Genomic DNA, 20,590 nt, shown 5'->3' on the forward strand with positions numbered 1-20,590 from the left:
AGGAAGCAGCAAAAGGCGTCATCTGCAATTAATCGATTAAATGATATTTAGCCGATAAAACATGCGCGAGATGTTTAAACATATTAAATACGGCAGTGGTTTTTGCTGTAGGTAAGCCTTCTTCATCAAGGAAAAATTCCCCGCGAAATACCAAAACAGCCCCTTTTTGCTCAACTTCAGTCGCTTCCATTCCGTGCAGATAATCTTCATGTTGACGAATAATCTCATTGGCCTCTGCCAATAATTTATTACGTTCAATAGGTGCTGTGTTTCCAAACATTATATCTCCTCACAACAATCATATTTCCTCAGAACAAGGTAATTTCTCTTACCTATTCTACTGCGGGTTAGCATTTGTTCGCAAACCGACTAAGGTTTATTCGAGCTACTGATGGGTTTGTCATCACAATTGGATAAATTCAGATTCCGAGCTAATTAGGTTGCGTGTCGCTTTTTATCAGGTACAGTGTGGGATTTTATACTATTAGGTGGAAGGTTTTGTTGACGCCATGAGGCAGAATTCGCTGCTGTTACACTGGGCGCAGACAAAGATTTTGACAGATCGTCAACTGAGTTTCGAAAAGCGCTTTTATGGCTCCGATCAAAAAAACAGGTTGATCTCCTGAAAAAGTACCGCAATATAAAAAAGAGATTCAGAATGCCGCGGTACGGCAAGATAAAAACCTTCTTTTAGAAGAAATAATTTAGGTAAAGGTAATTATGGGTAAAGCTCTCGTAATAGTTGAGTCCCCGGCAAAAGCCAAAACTATTAATAAATACTTAGGGAATAACTACGTGGTTAAGTCCAGCGTCGGTCACATTCGTGATTTGCCGACCAGTGGCTCAGCCAGTAAGAAGAGCGCTAACTCAACTGAAGATAAAGCCAAGAAAGCCGGCAAGCCCAAAACTAAAGTAAAGAAAGACGAAAAGGTTGCATTAGTTAATCGCATGGGCGTCGATCCTTATCATGGCTGGAAAGCGCAGTATGAAATTTTGCCCGGTAAAGAAAAAGTGGTTGCCGAGCTGAAAGCATTAGCCGAAAACGCTGATCACATCTATCTCGCAACCGACCTTGACCGCGAAGGAGAGGCAATTGCCTGGCATTTGCGGGAAGTGATTGGTGGTGACGATAAGCGTTTTAGTCGAGTGGTGTTTAACGAAATCACGAAGAATGCTATCCAACAGGCATTTAATCAACCGGGTGAATTGAATATCAACCGGGTGAATGCCCAGCAAGCCCGTCGCTTTATGGACCGGGTTGTGGGTTATATGGTTTCTCCACTGTTGTGGAAAAAGATTGCACGTGGCCTGTCCGCTGGGCGCGTACAATCGGTCGCGGTACGTTTGGTCGTTGAACGTGAGCGGGATATTAAAGCATTCGTTCCTGAAGAGTATTGGGAATTGCATGCCGATTTGCTGGCGAAAGGTGAAGTTCCTATACAAATGGAAGTCACCCATGCTCACAATAAGCCGTTTAAACCCGTCAATCGTGAGCAGACCCACGCCGCGCTTAAACTGCTGGAAAACGCCCGTTATAAAGTGCTGGATCGCGAAGATAAACCGACCAGCAGCAAGCCCGGTGCACCATTTATTACTTCTACCTTGCAGCAGGCTGCCAGTACCCGCCTGAGCTTTGGTGTGAAGAAAACCATGATGATGGCGCAGCGCTTGTATGAAGCTGGGCATATCACCTATATGCGTACTGATTCCACCAACTTAAGTCAGGATGCTCTGACTATGGTGCGCGGTTATATTGGTGATAATTTTGGCGATAAATACTTGCCATCTGCACCGAATCAATACAGCAGCAAAGAAAATTCACAAGAAGCGCATGAAGCCATTCGTCCGTCTGATGTGAATGTGCTGGCTGAGCAGCTAAAAGATATGGAAGCTGACGCCCAGAAGCTTTATCAGCTGATTTGGCGTCAGTTTGTGGCTTGCCAGATGACGCCAGCCAAGTATGACTCCACCACGCTGACGGTACAGGCTGGCGATTTCCAACTGCGAGCTAAAGGTCGTACTTTACGCTTTGATGGTTGGACCAAGGTGATGCCAGCATTGCGCAAAGGCGATGAAGACCGAACCTTGCCAGTGATCGAAGTGGGCAGTGAGTTGGATTTACAAAAACTGATCCCAAGCCAGCACTTCACCAAACCGCCGGCGCGTTACAGCGAAGCGTCATTGGTAAAAGAACTGGAAAAACGGGGCATTGGCCGCCCGTCTACTTATGCGTCGATTATCTCGACCATTCAGGACCGTGGTTATGTCCGGGTAGAAAACCGCCGTTTCTATGCCGAGAAAATGGGGGAGATCGTCACCGACCGTCTGGAAGAAAACTTCCGCGAGTTGATGAATTACGACTTTACCGCGCGTATGGAAAGTGGCCTGGACCAGGTTGCTAATGATCAGGCTGAGTGGAAGGCTGTGCTGGACGGCTTCTTTGCTGAGTTCAGTGAGCAGCTTGAAAAGGCTGAAAAAGATCCTGAAGAGGGCGGTATGCGCCCGAATCAAATGGTCATGACCAGCATCGATTGCCCAACCTGTGGTCGTCAGATGGGGATTCGCACTGCCAGTACTGGGGTATTCCTCGGTTGTTCTGGCTATGCATTGCCGCCGAAAGAGCGCTGCAAAACCACCATCAATCTGGTGCCGGAAGCTGAAATTCTTAATATCCTGGAAGGCGATGATGCAGAAACTAACGCATTACGCGCCAAACGTCGTTGTCAGAAGTGTGGCACGGCAATGGATAGTTATCTAATTGATAACCAACGTAAGTTACATGTTTGTGGTAATAACCCGACATGTGATGGTTATGAGATTGAAGAAGGCGAGTTCCGTATCAAAGGGTATGAAGGCCCGATTGTTGAGTGCGAGAAATGTGGTTCTGAAATGCATCTGAAAATGGGGCGTTTTGGTAAGTACATGGGTTGTACCAATGATGAGTGCAAAAATACGCGTAAAATCTTGCGTAGTGGTGAAGTTGCACCGCCGAAAGAGGATCCGGTACCGTTGCCAGAATTGCCTTGCGAAAAGTCAGACGCCTATTTCGTGCTACGCGATGGCGCTGCTGGTGTCTTCCTGGCGGCTAATACATTCCCGAAATCGCGTGAAACACGTGCGCCTTTGGTTGAAGAGTTAGTGCGTTTCAAGGATCGTTTACCGGAAAAATTACGCTACCTGGCTGATGCGCCAGTGACGGATAATGAAGGTAATAAGACTCTGGTTCGCTTTAGCCGCAAAACCAAGCAACAATATGTTTCCTCAGAGAAAGAGGGCAAAGCCACCGGTTGGTCTGCTTTCTATATTGATGGCAAATGGGTTGAAGCTAAAAAATAGGTGTTTGACACGCATCTGAATGCGGCTAAGTGGTTAGTTTATCACTTAGCAGGAAAAATATTCACTGCGTCAAATAACGGGTTATACATGTAAAACCAGCCTTAATGGCTGGTTTTTTTTATTGGGCTAATTTATCCAAGTGCTTTATAGTCTTGGTCAAACCGTTGAAATTATCAATCGTTAACGGCTGTCTGCATTAAGTAAAAACACCATTATTTTTAAGCGAATACTCTACACCCTAAATAATTCGAATTGCAGCCTACGTATCGGCAGTTTGAAGTATGACAGGACCGTTAATTGCATGTGTATGCTCACGACCTTAAGTCGGCGATTAGGGCAAGATAAAGTGAGATAACAGGGGTGTATACAGTTACTGCTGAAATGATATAGTAGTTATATAAAATGTTTTTTTATCACCTAATGTTATTATAAGATCGATATTGACCACTTTGGCATCATGCAGTTATGGGTTTCAGTTAATAACTTCTCGGCATACCGGGTGATTCCGATATACCAAACTGTGGGTCTCCCACAGTGTTTAACCTAGGATGGTATAGATATGAAATTGCAGCAGCTCCGTTATATTGTTGAGGTGGTTAATCATAACCTTAACGTATCGTCCACCGCTGAAGGCCTGTACACCTCGCAACCTGGGATCAGTAAACAGGTCCGCATGTTGGAAGATGAGCTGGGTATCCAGATTTTTGCTCGCAGTGGTAAACATCTCACGCAGGTGACCCCAGCAGGGCTGGAAATCATCCGTATTGCCCGTGAAGTATTATCAAAAGTTGATGCCATTAAAGCGGTTGCTGGTGAACATACTTATCCCGATAAAGGGTCTTTGTATGTGGCGACGACCCATACTCAAGCGCGTTACGCATTGCCGAATGTGATTAAGGGCTTTATTGAGCGCTATCCTCGCGTGTCACTGCATATGCACCAAGGCTCGCCGACACAAATAGCAGAAGCGGTTTCCAAGGGCAGTGCTGACTTTGCTATTGCGACAGAAGCGCTACATTTGTATGACGACCTGATTATGTTGCCGTGCTATCACTGGAATCGCGCGGTGGTAGTGAAGCCCGATCATCCATTAGCAGGGAAAGCCCATGTCAGCATTGAAGAATTGGCTGCTTATCCTATTGTGACCTACACCTTCGGTTTTACTGGCCGCTCTGAACTGGATACTGCGTTTAATCGTGCTGGCCTGACGCCGCGCATTGTCTTTACCGCGACAGATGCTGATGTGATTAAAACCTATGTACGATTAGGGTTGGGTGTTGGGGTTATCGCCAGTATGGCAGTTGATCCGATCCAAGATCCTGATCTGGTGATAGTTGATGCCCGTGATATCTTTACTTACAGCACCACGAAAATTGGTTTTCGCCGTAGTACCTTCCTGCGCAGTTATATGTATGACTTTATTTTACGTTTTGCGCCTCATTTGACGCGCGATGTAGTAGATAAAGCGGTTGCGCTGCGCTCGAATGAAGATATCGAGGCGATGTTTAAAGATATTAAACTGCCGACCAAGTGATAACTAAATCAACAGCTTACATCTACCTCTAAAAATCATGGTCGCTCACTATGTGTGAATTGCGTGTAAGTTATGTGTAACTTTCCGCCGTGAGCTTAGACTCAACAGAGGAGGGGGGCAACCCCCTCTGTTTCATGTTTTATATTTCATTAGAACGCAGGTTTATCCACGACATTGGAGAAAATGGAGCTTTTAGAAGAGTGTAAATTGTGTGGTAAAAAGTGCTGTATTACAGAATTTGCATATAATCCCACACTGTTACTATAAGCGGCTTAAAAGAGTATCCAACCAATTGCTCATTATTGTTGATAGTGATGAGATAGAACCCTGATTCTGTAATTAAGACCCAAAATAAAAATCACTTTGCGCAGAATGCGAACAACCCCTTAGCGTAAAATATGAATCTTATGGGACTAACATATTTAGAACTTCGAAAAAAGTAATTGAGCAGGATGAGCGGATTGCAATAAATAGTTTCGATTACAAGAGGTTTTATCTGTATTTCATAAGTATATTATGGAGAGTATCACTAACGAGTCATGATAGTTGTAAAATATCGTTTTAGGTGGTGGTTTTGAAGATATTTTAAAGTTTTGTATTATAAAGAACAGAATGAAACTTGATCGCAGCAATAGCTTAAAAATCTATAATTTTTTCAAGGTTATCAGTGTTTAGAGTGGTAATGATTATTCAATATAAAAGCAACGATTGCCAGATGTATGTTAAGTGATGTGAGCAATAGTAGTAAATAATATCTGCTCTGAAATGATCGTATGGATTGCGTAAACAATATGCAATGAAATTGAAAATGGGAAAATATCTGATAGATGGGTGTTATTTTCACTGATATAAATTTAGCAACTGTTAAATAATATATTCGGATTGATATGAAAAAAACTCTACTATTACTGGGCGTCTTGTCATTAATGCCGCTGATGGTGCAGGCAGATGTGTCGCTTGACATCAATGTGCCCGGCGTCAGTTTACATTTAGGTGATCAAGATAAGCGTGGCTATTACTGGGATGGCTACGACTGGCGTCCACCACAATGGTGGCATGAGCACCGTGGTGGTCATATTGGTGATCGCAATGAGCGTGGTTATTATTGGGATGGTGGCCGTTGGCAGCGCCCACCAACACAAGACGGTCATAATCCATTCCGAGGGCAGGGGCATGGTAACCCTGGTCATAATGACGATGGCCCTCATGGTAATCAGCCACAACATAATGGAAATAACGGACATGGCCAACAAGGAAATAATAATGGGCCGGGTAGCAGTGGCAAGCCCGGAAGTCAAAATAACCAAGGTGGCCAAAATAATAGTGGCGCTCATGGCGGCCAGCAGATCTACCCACCGAAAAATAATGGCTACCGTGGTTAAGAAATAATCGCTAGCGTTGTCACGATAGTCAGTGGACAACGCTAGCGTTAAAAATCATATTTTTCATCCAAAACTTCCCCTTATCCTCCTAACACCCTACTATCTGTGGCTAACAACGAATATCAGATATCTTCAGGTAAATCCTGAGGCACTGGCCGAGGATGTCATGCAAACCAGTCACTTATTTACCGCACTGCAACAGCGACAGCAACAACGTGATAACCGTTATCTCAAAGGATTGGTTGTCATATTATTATTGTCGTTGCTTATCAGTCTATGTGCCGGTGATATATGGCTTTGGCCCACTCAATGGTTCAGTGAAACTGGGCGACTTTTTGTTTGGCAGTTGCGTTTACCTCGAGCATTGGCGGTGTTGATGGTAGGGGCCAGCCTTGCCGTCTCTGGGGCTGTCATGCAGGCGTTGTTTGAAAATCCATTAGCCGAGCCTGGTTTGCTCGGCGTGGCAAATGGCGCGGGCGTTGCATTAGTGATGGCCGTGTTGCTCGGGCATGGATTGCTCCCCATTTGGTTTTTAAGTGCTTGTGCAATCGCAGGGGCGTTATTGATGACGATGCTTTTGCTGGGCTTTGCCCGCCGACGCTTATTAACCAATGCCCGTTTATTACTGGTTGGGGTGGCTTTAGGTATAGTTTGTAGCGCAATTATGACTTGGGCGGTCTATTTCAGTACCAGCCTTGACCTACGCCAATTAATGTATTGGATGATGGGCGGATTTAGTGGCATTGACTGGCGACATCAAGGGCTGGTGCTGGCACTGCTACCTATCGTCCTTTGGCTCTGTTGCCAAGGGCATTTACTTAATTTTATGTCACTGGGTGAGCAACAAGCACAGCAATTAGGGGTTTCTCTCCACCTATGGCGAAACTTATTGGTACTTGCTATTGGCCTATTAGTGGGGGTTAGTGTTGCCCTGGCCGGGGTGATAAGCTTCATTGGGCTGGTTATCCCGCATATTTTACGACTGACGGGGTTAACCGATCAGCGCCGGTTATTGGCAGGATGCGCATTAGCCGGAGGGGGGATACTGTTATTAGCTGATATTGTCGCGCGTATTGCCTTATTCTCAGCAGAATTACCGATTGGTGTAGTGACTGCAACCTTAGGCGCGCCCCTATTTATCTGGTTGCTGACACGTGTTAAAAGTGTAAAGTGATTTGCGTTACACTGACTTATGTTCCTGTAGGTTCATCTGTTTATCATTGCTGAAATAAGGGTACCCCTGATGAGTCATTCAATTTATTCTATCCCAGTAAAAACGATTGAAAGCCAATCCGTTAACCTGGAAAAGTATAAAGGATCGGTTTTGCTGGTGGTCAATGTGGCTTCCCAATGTGGTTTAACCAAGCAGTATGAAGGGTTGGAAAAGCTATACAAAACTTATCAGCAACAGGGTTTTGAAGTATTGGGTTTTCCAAGCAATGAGTTTGCGGGGCAAGAGCCCGGCAGCGATGAGGAAATCCAGGCATTTTGTCGTGGAACTTTTGGTGTCGATTTCCCGATGTTCAGCAAAATAGAAGTCAATGGCCCACAACGGCATCCTTTATACCAACATCTAATCGCGGCCAAACCTGTGGCGGTAAAACCTGAAAGCAGTGAATTCTATCAGCGCTTAGCAAGTAAAGGTCGTGAGCCAAAACATGTCGGTGACATTCTGTGGAACTTTGAAAAATTCTTGATTGGCCGAGATGGTACCGTTCTTGAAAGATTTGCACCCGATATGACGCCAGAAGACCCGATTTTGGTCAATGCTATTACACGCGCATTGGCTGCTCACTAATTTACGGATGAAAGATTTATTTTGATGTTATTGCAACTCAGCAATGTCAGTGTAGATACCCGTCTTGCCCCTTTTTCTACACAGGTTGCAGCTGGATTGCAAACACACTTAATCGGTCCGAATGGAGCGGGGAAAAGCACCTTATTGGCCTCTCTGGCGGGTCTATTGCCCTCTGGTGGGGACATCTCACTTGCGGGGAAGGCATTATCCCTCTATTCGGGGCCTGATTTAGCACGTCTGCGGGCCTATTTATGTCAACAACAATCGGCTCTGACCATGATGCCGGTTTTCCAATACCTTTCGCTTTATCAACCCGCAGGGGCTTCCTTGGACGCCATTGCTACTACCATTGGCTATCTCTGTGAGAGATTACGCTTAACCGATAAGTTACCCCGCATGTTGTCACAACTTTCTGGTGGCGAATGGCAACGGGTTCGTTTGGCCGCTGTTTTTTTGCAAGTTTGGCCAGATATTAATCCTGACAGTAAATTGCTGCTACTTGATGAGCCATACACTGGCCTTGATGTCGCACAAAAAGTAGCATTGGACAGTTTATTGCGTGAGTTTTGCTCTGCTGGCCGCAGTGCAATCATCAGTGCTCATGACCTGAACCACACTTTGCAACAAGCTGACCAGGTGTGGCTAATGTCGGGTGGAAATGTGCTTGCTCAAGGGAGTACCGATAAAGTGATGAGAGCCAATATACTCTCCGAGGTATTTGAGGTTGATTTTCAAATACACAATTTTAATCGACAGAATTGGATTATTACAAAAGACTTTTAACAGTAACACTTGTCATTTACCCATAATTTCCCTTCCTAACCACATCTATTTATCTATAGTTCCTATACTTATATTTACAGCACTGATAAATACAATTAATTATGGCCTTTGCTGTGTTAAGAGGTTTTTTATTCAATTGATTATATTGAGGAAAGTGTATCTCTAGCTTAAGGCAGTCACAACTAATATTATTGCAAAAAAAAATCCTATCTTAAGGTTTATTTAAGGTTAGTAAACTAAACTTCATATTCAGCCAAGAGTGAGTTTATCTGAGTGGCGTTTAGTTTCCGTTAACTTACAGGGGAATATAGTTTCCCAAAGAGCCAAGTACCCTAGGAATTTTTCAATGCAGAATTTTTTGCCTTTTTCTCGTCCAGCTATTGGTTCGGACGAAATTAATGCGGTAGTGAATGTACTAGGCTCCGGTTGGATCACCACAGGCCCTCAGAATCAACAGTTGGAGACTGATTTTTGTGCAGCATTTGGCTGCAAACATGCAGTCGCTGTCTGCTCTGCTACGGCAGGTATGCATATTACTTTAATGGCGTTAGGTATTGGCCCGGGAGATGAGGTGATTACACCGTCTCAGACGTGGGTTTCAACCATTAATATGATTGTGTTGCTTGGCGCTGAACCTGTCATGGTGGATATTGACCGCGATACATTAATGGTGAATGCCGCGGATATCGAAGCAGCAATCACATCCAAAACTAAAGCTATTATTCCCGTACATTATGCCGGGGCACCTTGCGATCTTGATGCCTTGCGTCAGATTGCTCAGCAATACAAAATTCCATTGATTGAAGATGCAGCCCATGCTGTTGGTACACGTTACGGCGATCAATGGGTTGGCGAGAAAGGTACTGCCATTTTCTCTTTCCACGCTATCAAGAACATCACCTGTGCTGAAGGTGGTTTAATTGCGACCGATGATGATGAACTGGCGGCCAAGGTGCGTCGACTCAAGTTTCATGGTCTGGGAGTTGATGCTTTCGATCGCCAAATTCAAGGACGCAGCCCACAGGCCGAAGTTGTCGAGCCGGGGTATAAATACAACTTATCGGATATTCACGCCGCTATTGCTGTTGTTCAGCTCCAACGTTTACCTGAAATTAACGCTCGGCGTCAGGCCTTGGCCGCTCGTTATCATCAAGCATTAGTCGATTCGCCCTTACAGCCGCTGTTTGTTCCTGATTATGCCCATCTACACGCCTGGCATCTTTTTATGGTACGGGTTGATAAGGAACGTTGTGGTATTGACCGTGATTCACTGATGGCACGATTGAAAGAAGTAGGCATAGGCAGTGGCCTGCATTTTCGCGCAGCGCATACCCAAAAGTATTATCGCGAACGCTACCCATCTCTACATTTACCCAATACTGAGTGGAATTCCGCCAGATTATGCACATTACCTCTTTTCCCCGACATGCTGGATAGCGATGTTGATAGGGTGGTGGATGCATTGGCAACTATTATAGGGCCGCACCGTGTCTGAAAGTGAAAAAATCAAAAAAGTCTCAATTGTGATCCCTGTTTATAACGAGCAAGAAAGTTTGCCGATATTAATAGAGAGAACGTCGGCTGCCTGTAAATTACTGACTCAACCCTATGAGATTATTCTTGTTAATGATGGTAGCAGTGATAATTCAGCTGAACTTTTAACAGCGGCGGCGAATGAACCGGAGAACCATATCATTGCCGTTTTACTTAATCGTAATTATGGCCAGCATTCGGCCATTATGGCCGGATTCAATCAGGTCAGTGGCGATTTGATCATTACACTCGATGCTGACTTACAAAATCCACCGGAGGAGATCCCTCGGTTGGTGAGTGTCGCTGAAGAGGGCTATGACGTGGTGGGTACTGTGCGTGCGCATCGTCAAGATTCGCTGTTCCGTAAAACAGCTTCCCGCATGATCAACATGATGATTCAACGCGCTACAGGGAAATCAATGGGCGATTACGGCTGTATGTTACGGGCCTATCGCCGCCATATTGTTGAAGCAATGTTACATTGCCACGAACGCAGTACCTTTATTCCTATCTTGGCAAATACATTTGCCCGTCGTACGACCGAAATTACCGTTCATCACGCAGAACGTGAATTTGGTGATTCAAAATACAGCCTGATGAAGCTGATCAATCTGATGTATGACTTGATTACTTGCCTAACAACAACGCCATTACGTTTATTAAGTCTGGTTGGCAGTGTTATTGCGCTCTCTGGTTTCACTCTTGCCGTGTTGTTAGTGGTTTTACGCTTGGTATTTGGCCCTGAATGGGCAGGTGGCGGCGTCTTTACGCTATTTGCCGTGTTGTTTATGTTCATTGGTGCTCAGTTTGTTGGTATGGGTCTACTCGGTGAATATATCGGTCGTATTTATAACGATGTGCGCGCACGCCCACGTTATTTCATACAGAAAGTGGTCGGCGCAGAGCAGACCGAAAATAATCAGGAAGTAGAAAAATGAAAGCGATTGTATTTGCCTATCACGATATTGGCTGTATCGGCCTGAAAGCTCTTGTTGAAGCAGGTTACGATATTCAGGCAGTATTTACCCATACTGACTCACCCAATGAGAATCGCTTTTTCTCTTCTGTAGCCAGAGTGGCTGCGGATTTAGATTTACCCGTATTTGCGCCAGAAGATGTTAACCACCCGCTGTGGATTGAGCGTATTCAGCAATTACAGCCAGATATCATTTTCTCTTTCTATTATCGCAATATGCTTTGTGATGACATTTTGTCGTCGGCTCCGCGTGGAGGATTCAATTTACATGGGTCCTTATTACCGAAGTATCGCGGCCGGGCACCGATCAACTGGGTTTTGGTTAATGGTGAGACAGAGACGGGTGTAACCCTGCATCAGATGGTGAAAAAAGCGGATGCAGGACCGATTGTCGGGCAGCATAAAGTCATGATTAGTGGGAGCGATACGGCATTAACTTTGCATGCAAAAATGCGTGATGCTGCCAATGAACTGCTGCGTGATTTGTTGCCGAAAATGAAAAATGCTTCATTGCCACTGGAGCCACAAAAAGAATCTAAAGCGAGCTATTTTGGTCGTCGTACGGCAGATGATGGTGCAATTGATTGGCAGAAATCAGCATTAGCAATCAATAATTTGGTGCGCGCTGTAACAGAGCCTTATCCCGGTGCATTCAGCTATCTTGGACAACGTAAATTGATTATTTGGCGCTCGCGGCCACTCGATGTTGTCCATAGCAAGTTAGCCGGTACAGTGTTGTCAACATCTCCACTGGTTGTTGCATGTGGTGACGGTGCGCTGGAAATTATAACAGGGCAAGGCGAGGAGGGGCTATATGTTCAAGGGAGCCGCCTGGCACAAGAGATGGGAATTGTCACTGGTATCCGTCTAGGCAATAAACCAAGTCAGAAATTGAAAAGGCGCACACGCGTATTAATCTTGGGCGTAAATGGCTTCATTGGGAACCATTTAACTGAGCGTTTGTTACGCGATAATCGCTATGAAGTTTATGGTTTAGATATTGGTTCTGATGCCATCTGCCGTTTTCTCGACAACCCAAATTTCCATTTTGTTGAGGGGGACATCAGTATTCATTCCGAATGGATTGAATACCACATTAAAAAGTGTGACGTTATCTTACCTTTAGTTGCTATTGCGACCCCAATTGAATATACCCGAAATCCACTGCGAGTTTTCGAATTGGATTTTGAAGAAAACCTAAAAATTGTTCGTGATTGTGTTAAATACAATAAGCGTATTGTCTTCCCGTCGACGTCAGAAGTATATGGCATGTGTGATGATAAAGAATTCGATGAGGATAGTTCGCGGCTTATTGTTGGGCCAATCAATAAACAGCGTTGGATTTACTCGGTCTCCAAGCAATTGCTAGACCGTGTTATTTGGGCTTATGGCGCGAAAGAAAATCTGAAATTTACATTGTTCCGTCCATTCAATTGGATGGGGCCACGGTTGGATAACCTTGATGCCGCTCGTATTGGGAGTTCCCGCGCCATTACACAGCTCATTTTAAATCTGGTCGAAGGCTCGCCAATTAAACTTGTCGATGGTGGGGAGCAAAAGCGCTGCTTTACCGATATTCATGATGGCATCGAAGCACTGTTCCGTATTATTGAAAACCGTGATGGCGCTTGTGATGGGCAAATAATTAATATCGGTAACCCAACGAATGAAGCCAGTATTCGTGAGTTAGCTGAAATGCTATTAAGATGTTTTGAAAAGCATGAGTTACGCCATAATTTCCCGCCGTTCGCTGGTTTTAAGGATATTGAAAGTAGCGCATATTATGGAAAAGGTTATCAGGATGTGGAATACCGTACACCTAGTATCCGCAATGCGCGCCGTATTTTAGATTGGCAGCCAGAAATTGCTTTAGAGCAAACCGTCATGGAAACATTAGACTTCTTCCTACGTGGCGTCGTACTTGAACAAAATGTACTTGAACAAAATGTACTTGAGCAAAATGTCATTGAGCAAAGTAAAACCTCGAAGGATGAGCATCACGTATGAAGCAAGTTGGCCTAAGGATTGATGTAGATACCTACCGAGGAACCAAGGAAGGTGTGCCATCATTGCTTGCTGTTCTGGAAAAACATGATATTAGTGCCAGCTTTTTTTTCAGTGTTGGGCCGGACAATATGGGGCGCCATTTATGGCGTCTTTTCCGGCCTCGTTTTTTGTGGAAAATGCTGCGTTCTAATGCTGCCTCACTTTATGGTTGGGATATTTTGCTGGCAGGCACTGCGTGGCCGGGTAAGCAAATCGCCAAAGACTTTGGGCCACTGATGAAAGCGACATTACAAGCGGGTCATGAAGTGGGCTTACACGCCTGGGATCATCAGGGCTGGCAAGCTAAAGTGGCAACGTGGTCAGAACAGCAATTAACCGAGCAGGTGCAATTGGGCATTGATGCATTACAACATAGCATTCAGCAGCCGGTGACCTGTTCTGCGGCGGCTGGTTGGCGAGCTGATGAACGCGTTCTGGCGGTTAAACAGTTGTTCTCTTTCAGCTATAACAGTGATTGTCGTGGTACTCATCCTTTTCGTCCATTATTACCTGATGGTAGCATTGGAAGTGTACAAATCCCTGTCACTTTACCCACTTATGACGAAGTTGTTGGTAGCGAAGTTCGGACCGAAGATTTTAATAACTTCATCATAAATGCCATTTCGCACGACAACGGTGTGCCGGTTTACACCATTCATGCCGAGGTTGAGGGGATGTCACAGGCATTAATGTTCGATCAATTATTAGTCATGGCAAAAGAGCGCGGTATTCAATTTTGTGCTCTTGGTTCGTTACTGCCCAAGAATCTGGATTCACTGCCTGTCGGGAAAGTGGTTCGAGCTGCCTTCCCTGGTCGAGAGGGGTGGTTAGGGTGTCAGTCTGCGTTAGAGGATGCGTAATGAAGCTGTTAAAAGGAAGTGGCGCTGCGCTGCTGGCACTGTTTTTTGCACTGGTTTACCTATTACCCATTAATAGCCGTTTATTATGGCAACCAGATGAAACACGATACGCTGAGATAAGCCGGGAAATGTTACAGCGTGGTGACTGGGTAGTGCCACATTTGCTGGGGATTCGATATTTTGAAAAACCCATCGCGGGATATTGGTTTAATAATATTAGTCAGTGGATTTTTGGTGATACTAATTTCGCTGTAAGATTCGGTTCAATATTCAGTACTGCACTGAGTGCCGTATTCGTTTATTGGCTGGCAACGTTATTATGGCGTAATCGCTCCACCTCATTTTTAGCGGCATTAATTTATCTCTCCATGTTATTGGTATTTAGTATTGGTTCTTATGCCGTACTGGATCCGATGATTTCATTGTGGCTAACCGCTTCAATGGTCTGTTTTTATCTCACGCTACGAGCAGAAACGGCGAAACAAAAAATAGGAGCCTATCTTCTCCTCGGTTTAGCTTGCGGTATGGGGTTTATGACCAAGGGCTTTTTGGCCTTAGCGGTACCGGTTATTTCGGTATTGCCGATCGTCATTCAGCAAAAAAGGGTAAAAGAACTCATTATTTTTGGCCCAATAGCTATTGTAGGGGCTGTGATATTGAGTTTGCCTTGGGCATTAGCGATTGCTCAACGCGAGCCTGACTTTTGGCATTATTTTTTCTGGGTTGAACATATTCAGCGATTTGCCGAGAAGGACGCTCAACATAAAGCGCCTATTTGGTATTACTTGCCTATTTTATGCCTTGGAGTCCTGCCGTGGTTGGGGTTATTACCAGCGGCCCTACTTAAAGGATGGCGCGAACGGGTTGCCAGGCCGGAGCTATTCTTTTTGCTCAGTTGGGTGCTAATGCCGCTGATATTCTTCAGTGTCGCCAAAGGGAAGCTTCCGACATATATTCTACCTTGTATGGCACCGTTATCTTTATTGATGGCGGCCTATGCCACCGATTGTGCCAATAAAATGCATATGCGTGCATTAAAGGTTAATGGTGCGATAAACCTTATTTTTGGATTTATCTGCGCGCTGGCTATTTTAGTTATTGGTATGGGGTGGGTAGGGCATTTGGTGGCTTATGGGCCACAAGAGCATCAAAAAGTTATTCTTGCGACAATTGCTTTTGCTGGGTGGGGCATAGTCGGTTTTGCAACAATGCGAAATAACGCTCGTCATTGGCACTGGGCTGCGGCTTGCCCATTACTGTTTATATTGCTTGTCGGCTATCTTATCCCACAACAGGTTATTGACTCCAAACAGCCACAAAATTTCATTCAAAATAATTTTAATGAGCTTAGCAGCAGCCGTTATGTGGCGACAGACAGTGTCGGTGTCGCAGCTGGATTGGCGTGGGAGCTGAAACGTAGTGATATCTTGATGTTCAGCGAGAAGGGTGAGTTATCTTATGGGCTGAATTATGCCGACAGTGGAGATCACTACATAAGTGCACAAGATTTTAGCGACTGGCTGGTTCATGCGAGGCAGAAAGGTGATGTCTCGTTGGTGATTCAATTATCTCGTAATGAAAAAATACCGGATAGTCTACCAGCAGCAGATAAGGTTAGCCTGATGAATCGCCTGGCACTTTTGTGGTACAAGAAAACACCATGACAAGCTATTTGTTATTGATAACAGTCAGTTTATTGACTTGTGCTGGGCAGTTGTGCCAGAAGCAAGCTGCGCAATCTTGGGCTTTGCCACAACACTATCGGCTAGCTCCAACATTGCGCTGGCTTGCTAGCGCCGTGGTGTTACTCGGTTTAGGGATGTTGCTGTGGTTACGTTTATTGCAACATTTACCTCTGAGTGTTGCTTATCCGATCCTCAGCTTTAATTTTGTGCTGGTCACTTTGGCTGCCCAATTTTTTTACGGTGAGCAAGCAACTTCTCGTCATTGGTTAGGGATTGCTTCCATTATGTTTGGCATTCTTTTGATTAGTTGGCATCTATGAAAGGGTACGGGTGGGGAATTGGAAGTGTAGTGCTGGTGACCGTTGCCCAATTAATACTCAAGTGGGGCATGATGAATACGCCATTAATGTCATTGGCCGATATTAATGGGCAATTCGTTTTCAATCATTTGCCACAATTTATTGCAGTGATTTGTGGATTGGCGGGATATGCTTTATCAATGTTATGTTGGTTTTTTGCACTAAGATATTTGCCGCTTAATCGCGCTTATCCACTATTGAGCCTCAGTTATGCGTTGGTCTATTTAGGTGCAGTATCTTTGCCGTGGTTCAGTGAATCTGCAACTTTACTGAAAACATTAGGTGCGGGTTTTATTCTGTTGGGAATATGGCTGATTAATACAAAACCAATCGCAAAAGATTAGTCTGGTTGCTGAGAGATTCACATTAAGAGATAGTCCGTTGGCGTTGTCGCGGCATAATCCACAGGAATACTCTTAGGCACGATAAGCCCTTTACTCACAGAGTCATTAATAGCTATTATCCGTCTGAATCAAATCTATTATCTCATTCATATAACTTGTCTTTTCCTGACTCGATAGCTAAATTAGCTATCAGATGTCGTGCATTAGCGCATAGCTAATTGTTTGGTGAATTGGCAAAGCCTTATCTTTGGTGAATTATCGATGCGGATACGTTTCTGGATCTTTCTGGTCAGCATGATCCTCGCCGGCTGTAGCAGCCATGCCCCGACACCAAGTGGTCACTTGTCTGATTCTATTGTAGTGGTTGCCAAACTGAATGAACAACTGCGCCAATGGGAAGGCACACCCTATCGGAATGGGGGGCTGGATCAACGTGGCGTTGATTGTTCTGGTTTTGTATATCGCACATTCCGCGATCGTTTTGATATGCAATTACCCCGTACTACTGTCGCACAAACCACCTTAGGAACAAAAGTTTCCCGCGATGAACTCATGCCGGGTGATCTCGTATTCTTCAAAACCGGCAGTGGCCAGAATGGGTTGCACGTTGGTATTTACGATACTAATGATGAGTTTATTCATGCTTCAACGAGCAAAGGTGTCATTCGTTCATCGCTGGAGAATGTTTACTGGAAACGGGTGTATTGGCAAGCACGCCGAATGTAAAGCTACACTCTTCGTCCTTGAAGCCGCAGGGGTGTTAGCTGCGTTCACGCACCCGAATCACTGACTTGTGTCAGCTCACCGGGATTTGCTCACTTGCTGCCTACCTGCAACTCCAATGACTTTGAGTGAGGGGGATGTCCTTGAAGCCGCAGGGGTGTTAGCTGCGTTCACGCACCCGAATCACTGACTTGTGTCAGCTCACCGGGATTTGCTCACTTGCTGCCTACCTGCAACTCCAATGACTTTGAGTGAGGGGGATGTCCTTGAAGCCGCAGGGGTGTTAGCTGCGTTCACGCACCCGAATCACTGACTTGTGTCAGCTCACCGGGATTTGCTCACTGCTGCCTACCTGCAACTCCAATGACTTTGAGTGAGGGGGATGTCCTTGAAGCCGCAGGGGTGTTAGCTGCGTTCACGCACTCGAATCACTGACTGATGTCAGCTCATCGGGATTAATGAACCTCATGCTTGAGGTTCACCCTACGGGCTAGCATCAATGCTGTTCAAATCGATTCCCGACCGATTTGTTGCTCACTTGCTGCCTACCTGCAACTCCAATGACTGTGAGAAGTAGTATTACTCTTGAAACCGCAGAAAGTTAGCCATTCTAACTCTCATTCCCTCGATCTAAAGATATCTATGCAGGTTATGTTATCTTAGTGGCTGCTTAATTTGGTTCGGAGCCGCGTTTATGTCATCCCTTCGGTTACTCATTTCTGATTCTTACGATCCCTGGTTCAATCTGGCTGTAGAAGAGTGCATTTTCCGCCAAATGTCGCCAGATCAACGGGTTCTCTTTTTGTGGCGCAATGCCGATACCGTGGTGATAGGGCGTGCTCAAAACCCATGGAAAGAGTGTAATACTCGGCGTATGGAGCAAGACGGAGTGAAGTTGGCTCGGCGTAGTAGTGGCGGCGGGGCGGTATTCCATGATCTAGGCAATACCTGTTTCACCTTTATGGCCGGTAAACCTGAATATGATAAAACGATATCGACTCAAATTATTCTGAATGCTTTGGCATCGCTTGGTATTCAGGCGACAGCATCGGGTCGTAATGACTTGGTGGTGATTAAGGATGATGGTGAGCGCAAAGTTTCTGGCTCCGCTTATAAAGAAACCAAAGATCGTGGTTTTCATCATGGGACGTTATTGCTCAATGCCGACCTCAATCGTCTTGCTGATTACCTCAATCCCGACCCAAAAAAATTGCAAGCCAAAGGCATCACGTCAGTACGGTCGCGGGTGACTAACCTGGTTGAACTGTTGCCGGGAATTAACCACGAAAAAATCTGTGCCGCTATTGAGCAAGCATTCTTCAATTATTACGATGAAAAAGTTTTCGCAGAAATCATCTCGCCACAAGCATTGCCAGATCTGCCCGGTTTCGCCGAACAATTCGCTAAACAAAGTAGCTGGGAGTGGAACTTTGGTCAGGCACCCGCGTTTAGCCATCTTGTCGATACCCGCTTTGTCTGGGGCGGAATTGAACTCCATTTTGATGTTTTGCACGGTGCCATTGACCGCTGCCAAATATTTAGCGACAGCTTGAACCCAGCCCCGCTGGAGGCGCTGGCCGAACGATTACAAGGCGTGGAATATCGTCCTGCTGCTATTGATGCGGTTTGTTTGCAATTAAGCGATGATTTTCCTGAATCACAAGCTGAACTGCTACAAGTTCAATGCTGGCTAGCGGAGGTATTACGCTAATGTCATCCTTAAATATCACGGCTGCTAATGAGGGTTCTGGCGCTGAGCTTGATAACTCACCGCAATTTAGTAACAGCTATGGGCAGCAATTGAGTGGTTTTTATACTCATTTGCCGCCGACACCGTTAAAAGGGGCGCGCCTGCTCTATCATAGTGAGCCACTTGCCAGGGAACTAGAGCTTGATACCAGTTGGTTCAGTGACCCGAAAGCCGCAGTATGGGCAGGTGAAATGTTGTTGCCGGGTATGGAGCCTTTGGCACAAGTGTATAGCGGGCACCAGTTTGGTCAGTGGGCTGGGCAACTTGGCGATGGGCGTGGCATTTTACTCGGGGAACAAAAACTCAGTGATGGCCGCCATATGGACTGGCATTTGAAAGGTGCAGGTTTAACGCCTTATTCCCGTATGGGGGATGGGCGGGCGGTATTGCGCTCCGTCGTGCGCGAATTTTTGGCCTCTGAAGCACTACACCATTTAGGGGTTCCTACCAGCCGTGCGTTGACCATAGTGACCAGCGACCATCCGGTTTATCGCGAACAAGCGGAGAGAGGAGCAATGCTACTGCGCGTAGCTGAAAGCCATGTGCGTTTTGGTCATTTCGAGCATTTTTACTACCGGCAGCAACCGGCCCAAGTCAAACAACTTGCTGATTATGTTATCGCACGGCACTGGCCACAGTGGGTCGGGCTAGAGGAATGTTACTTGCTGTGGTTTACTGATGTGGTTAAGCGCACGGCGCGGCTAATGGCGCATTGGCAAACCATCGGTTTTGCTCATGGTGTGATGAATACCGACAATATGTCGATACTTGGCATTACCATGGATTATGGCCCATTCGGCTTTCTTGATGATTATGTACCCGATTATATCTGTAACCACTCCGATCATCAGGGGCGTTATGCTTTCGATAATCAGCCAGCGGTTGCGCTATGGAATTTGCACCGGCTGGGGCAAGCCCTGTCTGGTTTGCTCTCAACGGCGCAATTACAACAGGCGCTGGAAGCTTATGAGCCAGAATTAATGGCGGCTTACGGTCAGCAAATGCGCGCTAAATTAGGATTTTCCGACAGTGATAGTCAGGATAATGACTTATTGACCGGGTTATTAAGTTTGATGATCAAAGAAGGGCGCGATTATACCCGTACCTTCCGCTTGTTAAGTGAAGTGGAAACACATTCCGCGTTATCGCCGTTACGAGATGACTTTATCGACAGAGCCGCTTTCGACAGTTGGTATAGTCGTTATCGGGCACGTTTGCAGCAAGAGCAAATTGATGATGCGCAGCGTCAGCAAGCCATGAGAGCGGTGAATCCTAAATATATATTACGCAATTATTTGGCGCAGCTTGCCATCGATCAGGCAGAAAAAGATGATATTCAGCCCTTACAGCGTTTACATCAGGCTTTGCAGCAGCCTTTTGCTGAACAACCTGAACTCAATGACTTAGCCGCATTGCCACCGGACTGGGGGAAACATCTGGAAATTTCTTGCTCCAGTTAATCAGTATGAGGGGCGGGGATT

Annotated in this window: 17 protein-coding genes; 16 read left to right on the top strand and 1 reads right to left on the bottom strand. The window is 45.5% G+C overall.

Annotated features, from left to right (window positions below; translation table 11 throughout):
* Positions 1–28: 28 nt before the first annotated feature.
* On the bottom strand, positions 29–280 hold the full coding sequence (locus tag FGL26_RS04200; protein WP_005165861.1) for a YciN family protein: 252 nt from the start codon (positions 278–280) through the stop codon (positions 29–31).
* A gap of 440 nt (positions 281–720) precedes the next feature.
* Between FGL26_RS04200 and topA the strand changes: the two genes are divergently transcribed.
* The 16 genes from topA (at position 721) to FGL26_RS04280 (ending at position 20,569) form a co-directional block, all read left to right on the top strand.
* Positions 721–3,336 carry a type I DNA topoisomerase gene (gene topA / locus FGL26_RS04205; RefSeq protein WP_005169368.1) on the top strand — a complete coding sequence of 872 codons (2,616 nt, stop codon included), beginning with the start codon at positions 721–723 and terminating at the stop codon, positions 3,334–3,336.
* A 559-nt stretch (positions 3,337–3,895) separates the two neighbouring features.
* The gene (gene cysB / locus FGL26_RS04210) at positions 3,896–4,870 is read left to right on the top strand and encodes an HTH-type transcriptional regulator CysB (RefSeq protein ID WP_005169370.1); all 975 of its coding nucleotides are present in this window, start codon (positions 3,896–3,898) and stop codon (positions 4,868–4,870) included.
* An 887-nt stretch (positions 4,871–5,757) separates the two neighbouring features.
* Entirely contained in the window at positions 5,758–6,252 is a 495-nt protein-coding gene (locus FGL26_RS04215) for a DUF2502 domain-containing protein (protein WP_005169371.1), read from the top strand.
* A 166-nt stretch (positions 6,253–6,418) separates the two neighbouring features.
* Positions 6,419–7,426 (top strand): vitamin B12 ABC transporter permease BtuC, encoded by a 1,008-nt coding sequence (gene btuC, locus FGL26_RS04220; protein WP_005169373.1) that lies wholly within the window; start codon positions 6,419–6,421, stop codon positions 7,424–7,426.
* A 69-nt stretch (positions 7,427–7,495) separates the two neighbouring features.
* Positions 7,496–8,050, top strand: coding sequence for a glutathione peroxidase (locus FGL26_RS04225; protein ID WP_005169375.1), 555 nt, complete (start codon positions 7,496–7,498; stop codon positions 8,048–8,050).
* 24 nt (positions 8,051–8,074) lie between these two features.
* Entirely contained in the window at positions 8,075–8,833 is a 759-nt protein-coding gene (gene btuD, locus FGL26_RS04230; protein ID WP_005169382.1) for a vitamin B12 ABC transporter ATP-binding protein BtuD, read from the top strand.
* A gap of 346 nt (positions 8,834–9,179) precedes the next feature.
* On the top strand, positions 9,180–10,328 hold the full coding sequence (gene arnB, locus FGL26_RS04235; RefSeq protein ID WP_005169384.1) for a UDP-4-amino-4-deoxy-L-arabinose aminotransferase: 1,149 nt from the start codon (positions 9,180–9,182) through the stop codon (positions 10,326–10,328).
* A complete protein-coding gene (arnC, locus tag FGL26_RS04240; protein WP_005169386.1) occupies positions 10,321–11,304 on the top strand; it encodes an undecaprenyl-phosphate 4-deoxy-4-formamido-L-arabinose transferase in 984 nt (327 codons plus the stop codon). The genes arnB and arnC overlap by 8 nt, the downstream gene beginning before the upstream one ends.
* The gene (arnA, locus tag FGL26_RS04245; RefSeq protein ID WP_005169387.1) at positions 11,301–13,349 is read left to right on the top strand and encodes a bifunctional UDP-4-amino-4-deoxy-L-arabinose formyltransferase/UDP-glucuronic acid oxidase ArnA; all 2,049 of its coding nucleotides are present in this window, start codon (positions 11,301–11,303) and stop codon (positions 13,347–13,349) included. The genes arnC and arnA overlap by 4 nt, the downstream gene beginning before the upstream one ends.
* The gene (gene arnD / locus FGL26_RS04250) at positions 13,346–14,248 is read left to right on the top strand and encodes a 4-deoxy-4-formamido-L-arabinose-phosphoundecaprenol deformylase (protein WP_005169389.1); all 903 of its coding nucleotides are present in this window, start codon (positions 13,346–13,348) and stop codon (positions 14,246–14,248) included. The genes arnA and arnD overlap by 4 nt, the downstream gene beginning before the upstream one ends.
* Positions 14,248–15,912 carry a lipid IV(A) 4-amino-4-deoxy-L-arabinosyltransferase gene (gene arnT / locus FGL26_RS04255; protein WP_005169390.1) on the top strand — a complete coding sequence of 555 codons (1,665 nt, stop codon included), beginning with the start codon at positions 14,248–14,250 and terminating at the stop codon, positions 15,910–15,912. The genes arnD and arnT overlap by 1 nt, the downstream gene beginning before the upstream one ends.
* Positions 15,909–16,253 (top strand): 4-amino-4-deoxy-L-arabinose-phosphoundecaprenol flippase subunit ArnE, encoded by a 345-nt coding sequence (gene arnE, locus FGL26_RS04260; RefSeq protein WP_005169392.1) that lies wholly within the window; start codon positions 15,909–15,911, stop codon positions 16,251–16,253. The genes arnT and arnE overlap by 4 nt, the downstream gene beginning before the upstream one ends.
* A complete protein-coding gene (gene arnF, locus FGL26_RS04265; RefSeq protein ID WP_005169394.1) occupies positions 16,250–16,636 on the top strand; it encodes a 4-amino-4-deoxy-L-arabinose-phosphoundecaprenol flippase subunit ArnF in 387 nt (128 codons plus the stop codon). The genes arnE and arnF overlap by 4 nt, the downstream gene beginning before the upstream one ends.
* Positions 16,637–16,897: 261 nt before the next feature.
* Positions 16,898–17,362 (top strand): NlpC/P60 family protein, encoded by a 465-nt coding sequence (locus FGL26_RS04270; RefSeq protein WP_005169395.1) that lies wholly within the window; start codon positions 16,898–16,900, stop codon positions 17,360–17,362.
* Positions 17,363–18,053: 691 nt separating this feature from the next.
* Positions 18,054–19,070 (top strand): lipoate--protein ligase, encoded by a 1,017-nt coding sequence (gene lplA / locus FGL26_RS04275; protein ID WP_005169401.1) that lies wholly within the window; start codon positions 18,054–18,056, stop codon positions 19,068–19,070.
* A complete protein-coding gene (locus FGL26_RS04280) occupies positions 19,070–20,569 on the top strand; it encodes a protein adenylyltransferase SelO (protein WP_005169403.1) in 1,500 nt (499 codons plus the stop codon). Before lplA ends, FGL26_RS04280 begins: the two co-directional genes overlap by 1 nt.
* The last annotated feature ends 21 nt before the right edge of the window (positions 20,570–20,590 follow it).

This window comes from Yersinia enterocolitica subsp. enterocolitica (genome assembly GCF_901472495.1).
Taxonomy (GTDB): Bacteria; Pseudomonadota; Gammaproteobacteria; order Enterobacterales; family Enterobacteriaceae; genus Yersinia; species Yersinia enterocolitica.

Coding starts and splice junctions, on each gene's coding strand:
- FGL26_RS04200 (WP_005165861.1), bottom strand. CDS start 280: ATGTTTGGAAACACAGCACCTATTGAACGTAATAAATTATTGGCAGAG.
- topA (WP_005169368.1), top strand. CDS start 721: ATGGGTAAAGCTCTCGTAATAGTTGAGTCCCCGGCAAAAGCCAAAACT.
- cysB (WP_005169370.1), top strand. CDS start 3,896: ATGAAATTGCAGCAGCTCCGTTATATTGTTGAGGTGGTTAATCATAAC.
- FGL26_RS04215 (WP_005169371.1), top strand. CDS start 5,758: ATGAAAAAAACTCTACTATTACTGGGCGTCTTGTCATTAATGCCGCTG.
- btuC (WP_005169373.1), top strand. CDS start 6,419: ATGCAAACCAGTCACTTATTTACCGCACTGCAACAGCGACAGCAACAA.
- FGL26_RS04225 (WP_005169375.1), top strand. CDS start 7,496: ATGAGTCATTCAATTTATTCTATCCCAGTAAAAACGATTGAAAGCCAA.
- btuD (WP_005169382.1), top strand. CDS start 8,075: ATGTTATTGCAACTCAGCAATGTCAGTGTAGATACCCGTCTTGCCCCT.
- arnB (WP_005169384.1), top strand. CDS start 9,180: ATGCAGAATTTTTTGCCTTTTTCTCGTCCAGCTATTGGTTCGGACGAA.
- arnA (WP_005169387.1), top strand. CDS start 11,301: ATGAAAGCGATTGTATTTGCCTATCACGATATTGGCTGTATCGGCCTG.
- arnD (WP_005169389.1), top strand. CDS start 13,346: ATGAAGCAAGTTGGCCTAAGGATTGATGTAGATACCTACCGAGGAACC.
- arnT (WP_005169390.1), top strand. CDS start 14,248: ATGAAGCTGTTAAAAGGAAGTGGCGCTGCGCTGCTGGCACTGTTTTTT.
- arnE (WP_005169392.1), top strand. CDS start 15,909: ATGACAAGCTATTTGTTATTGATAACAGTCAGTTTATTGACTTGTGCT.
- arnF (WP_005169394.1), top strand. CDS start 16,250: ATGAAAGGGTACGGGTGGGGAATTGGAAGTGTAGTGCTGGTGACCGTT.
- FGL26_RS04270 (WP_005169395.1), top strand. CDS start 16,898: ATGCGGATACGTTTCTGGATCTTTCTGGTCAGCATGATCCTCGCCGGC.
- lplA (WP_005169401.1), top strand. CDS start 18,054: ATGTCATCCCTTCGGTTACTCATTTCTGATTCTTACGATCCCTGGTTC.
- FGL26_RS04280 (WP_005169403.1), top strand. CDS start 19,070: ATGTCATCCTTAAATATCACGGCTGCTAATGAGGGTTCTGGCGCTGAG.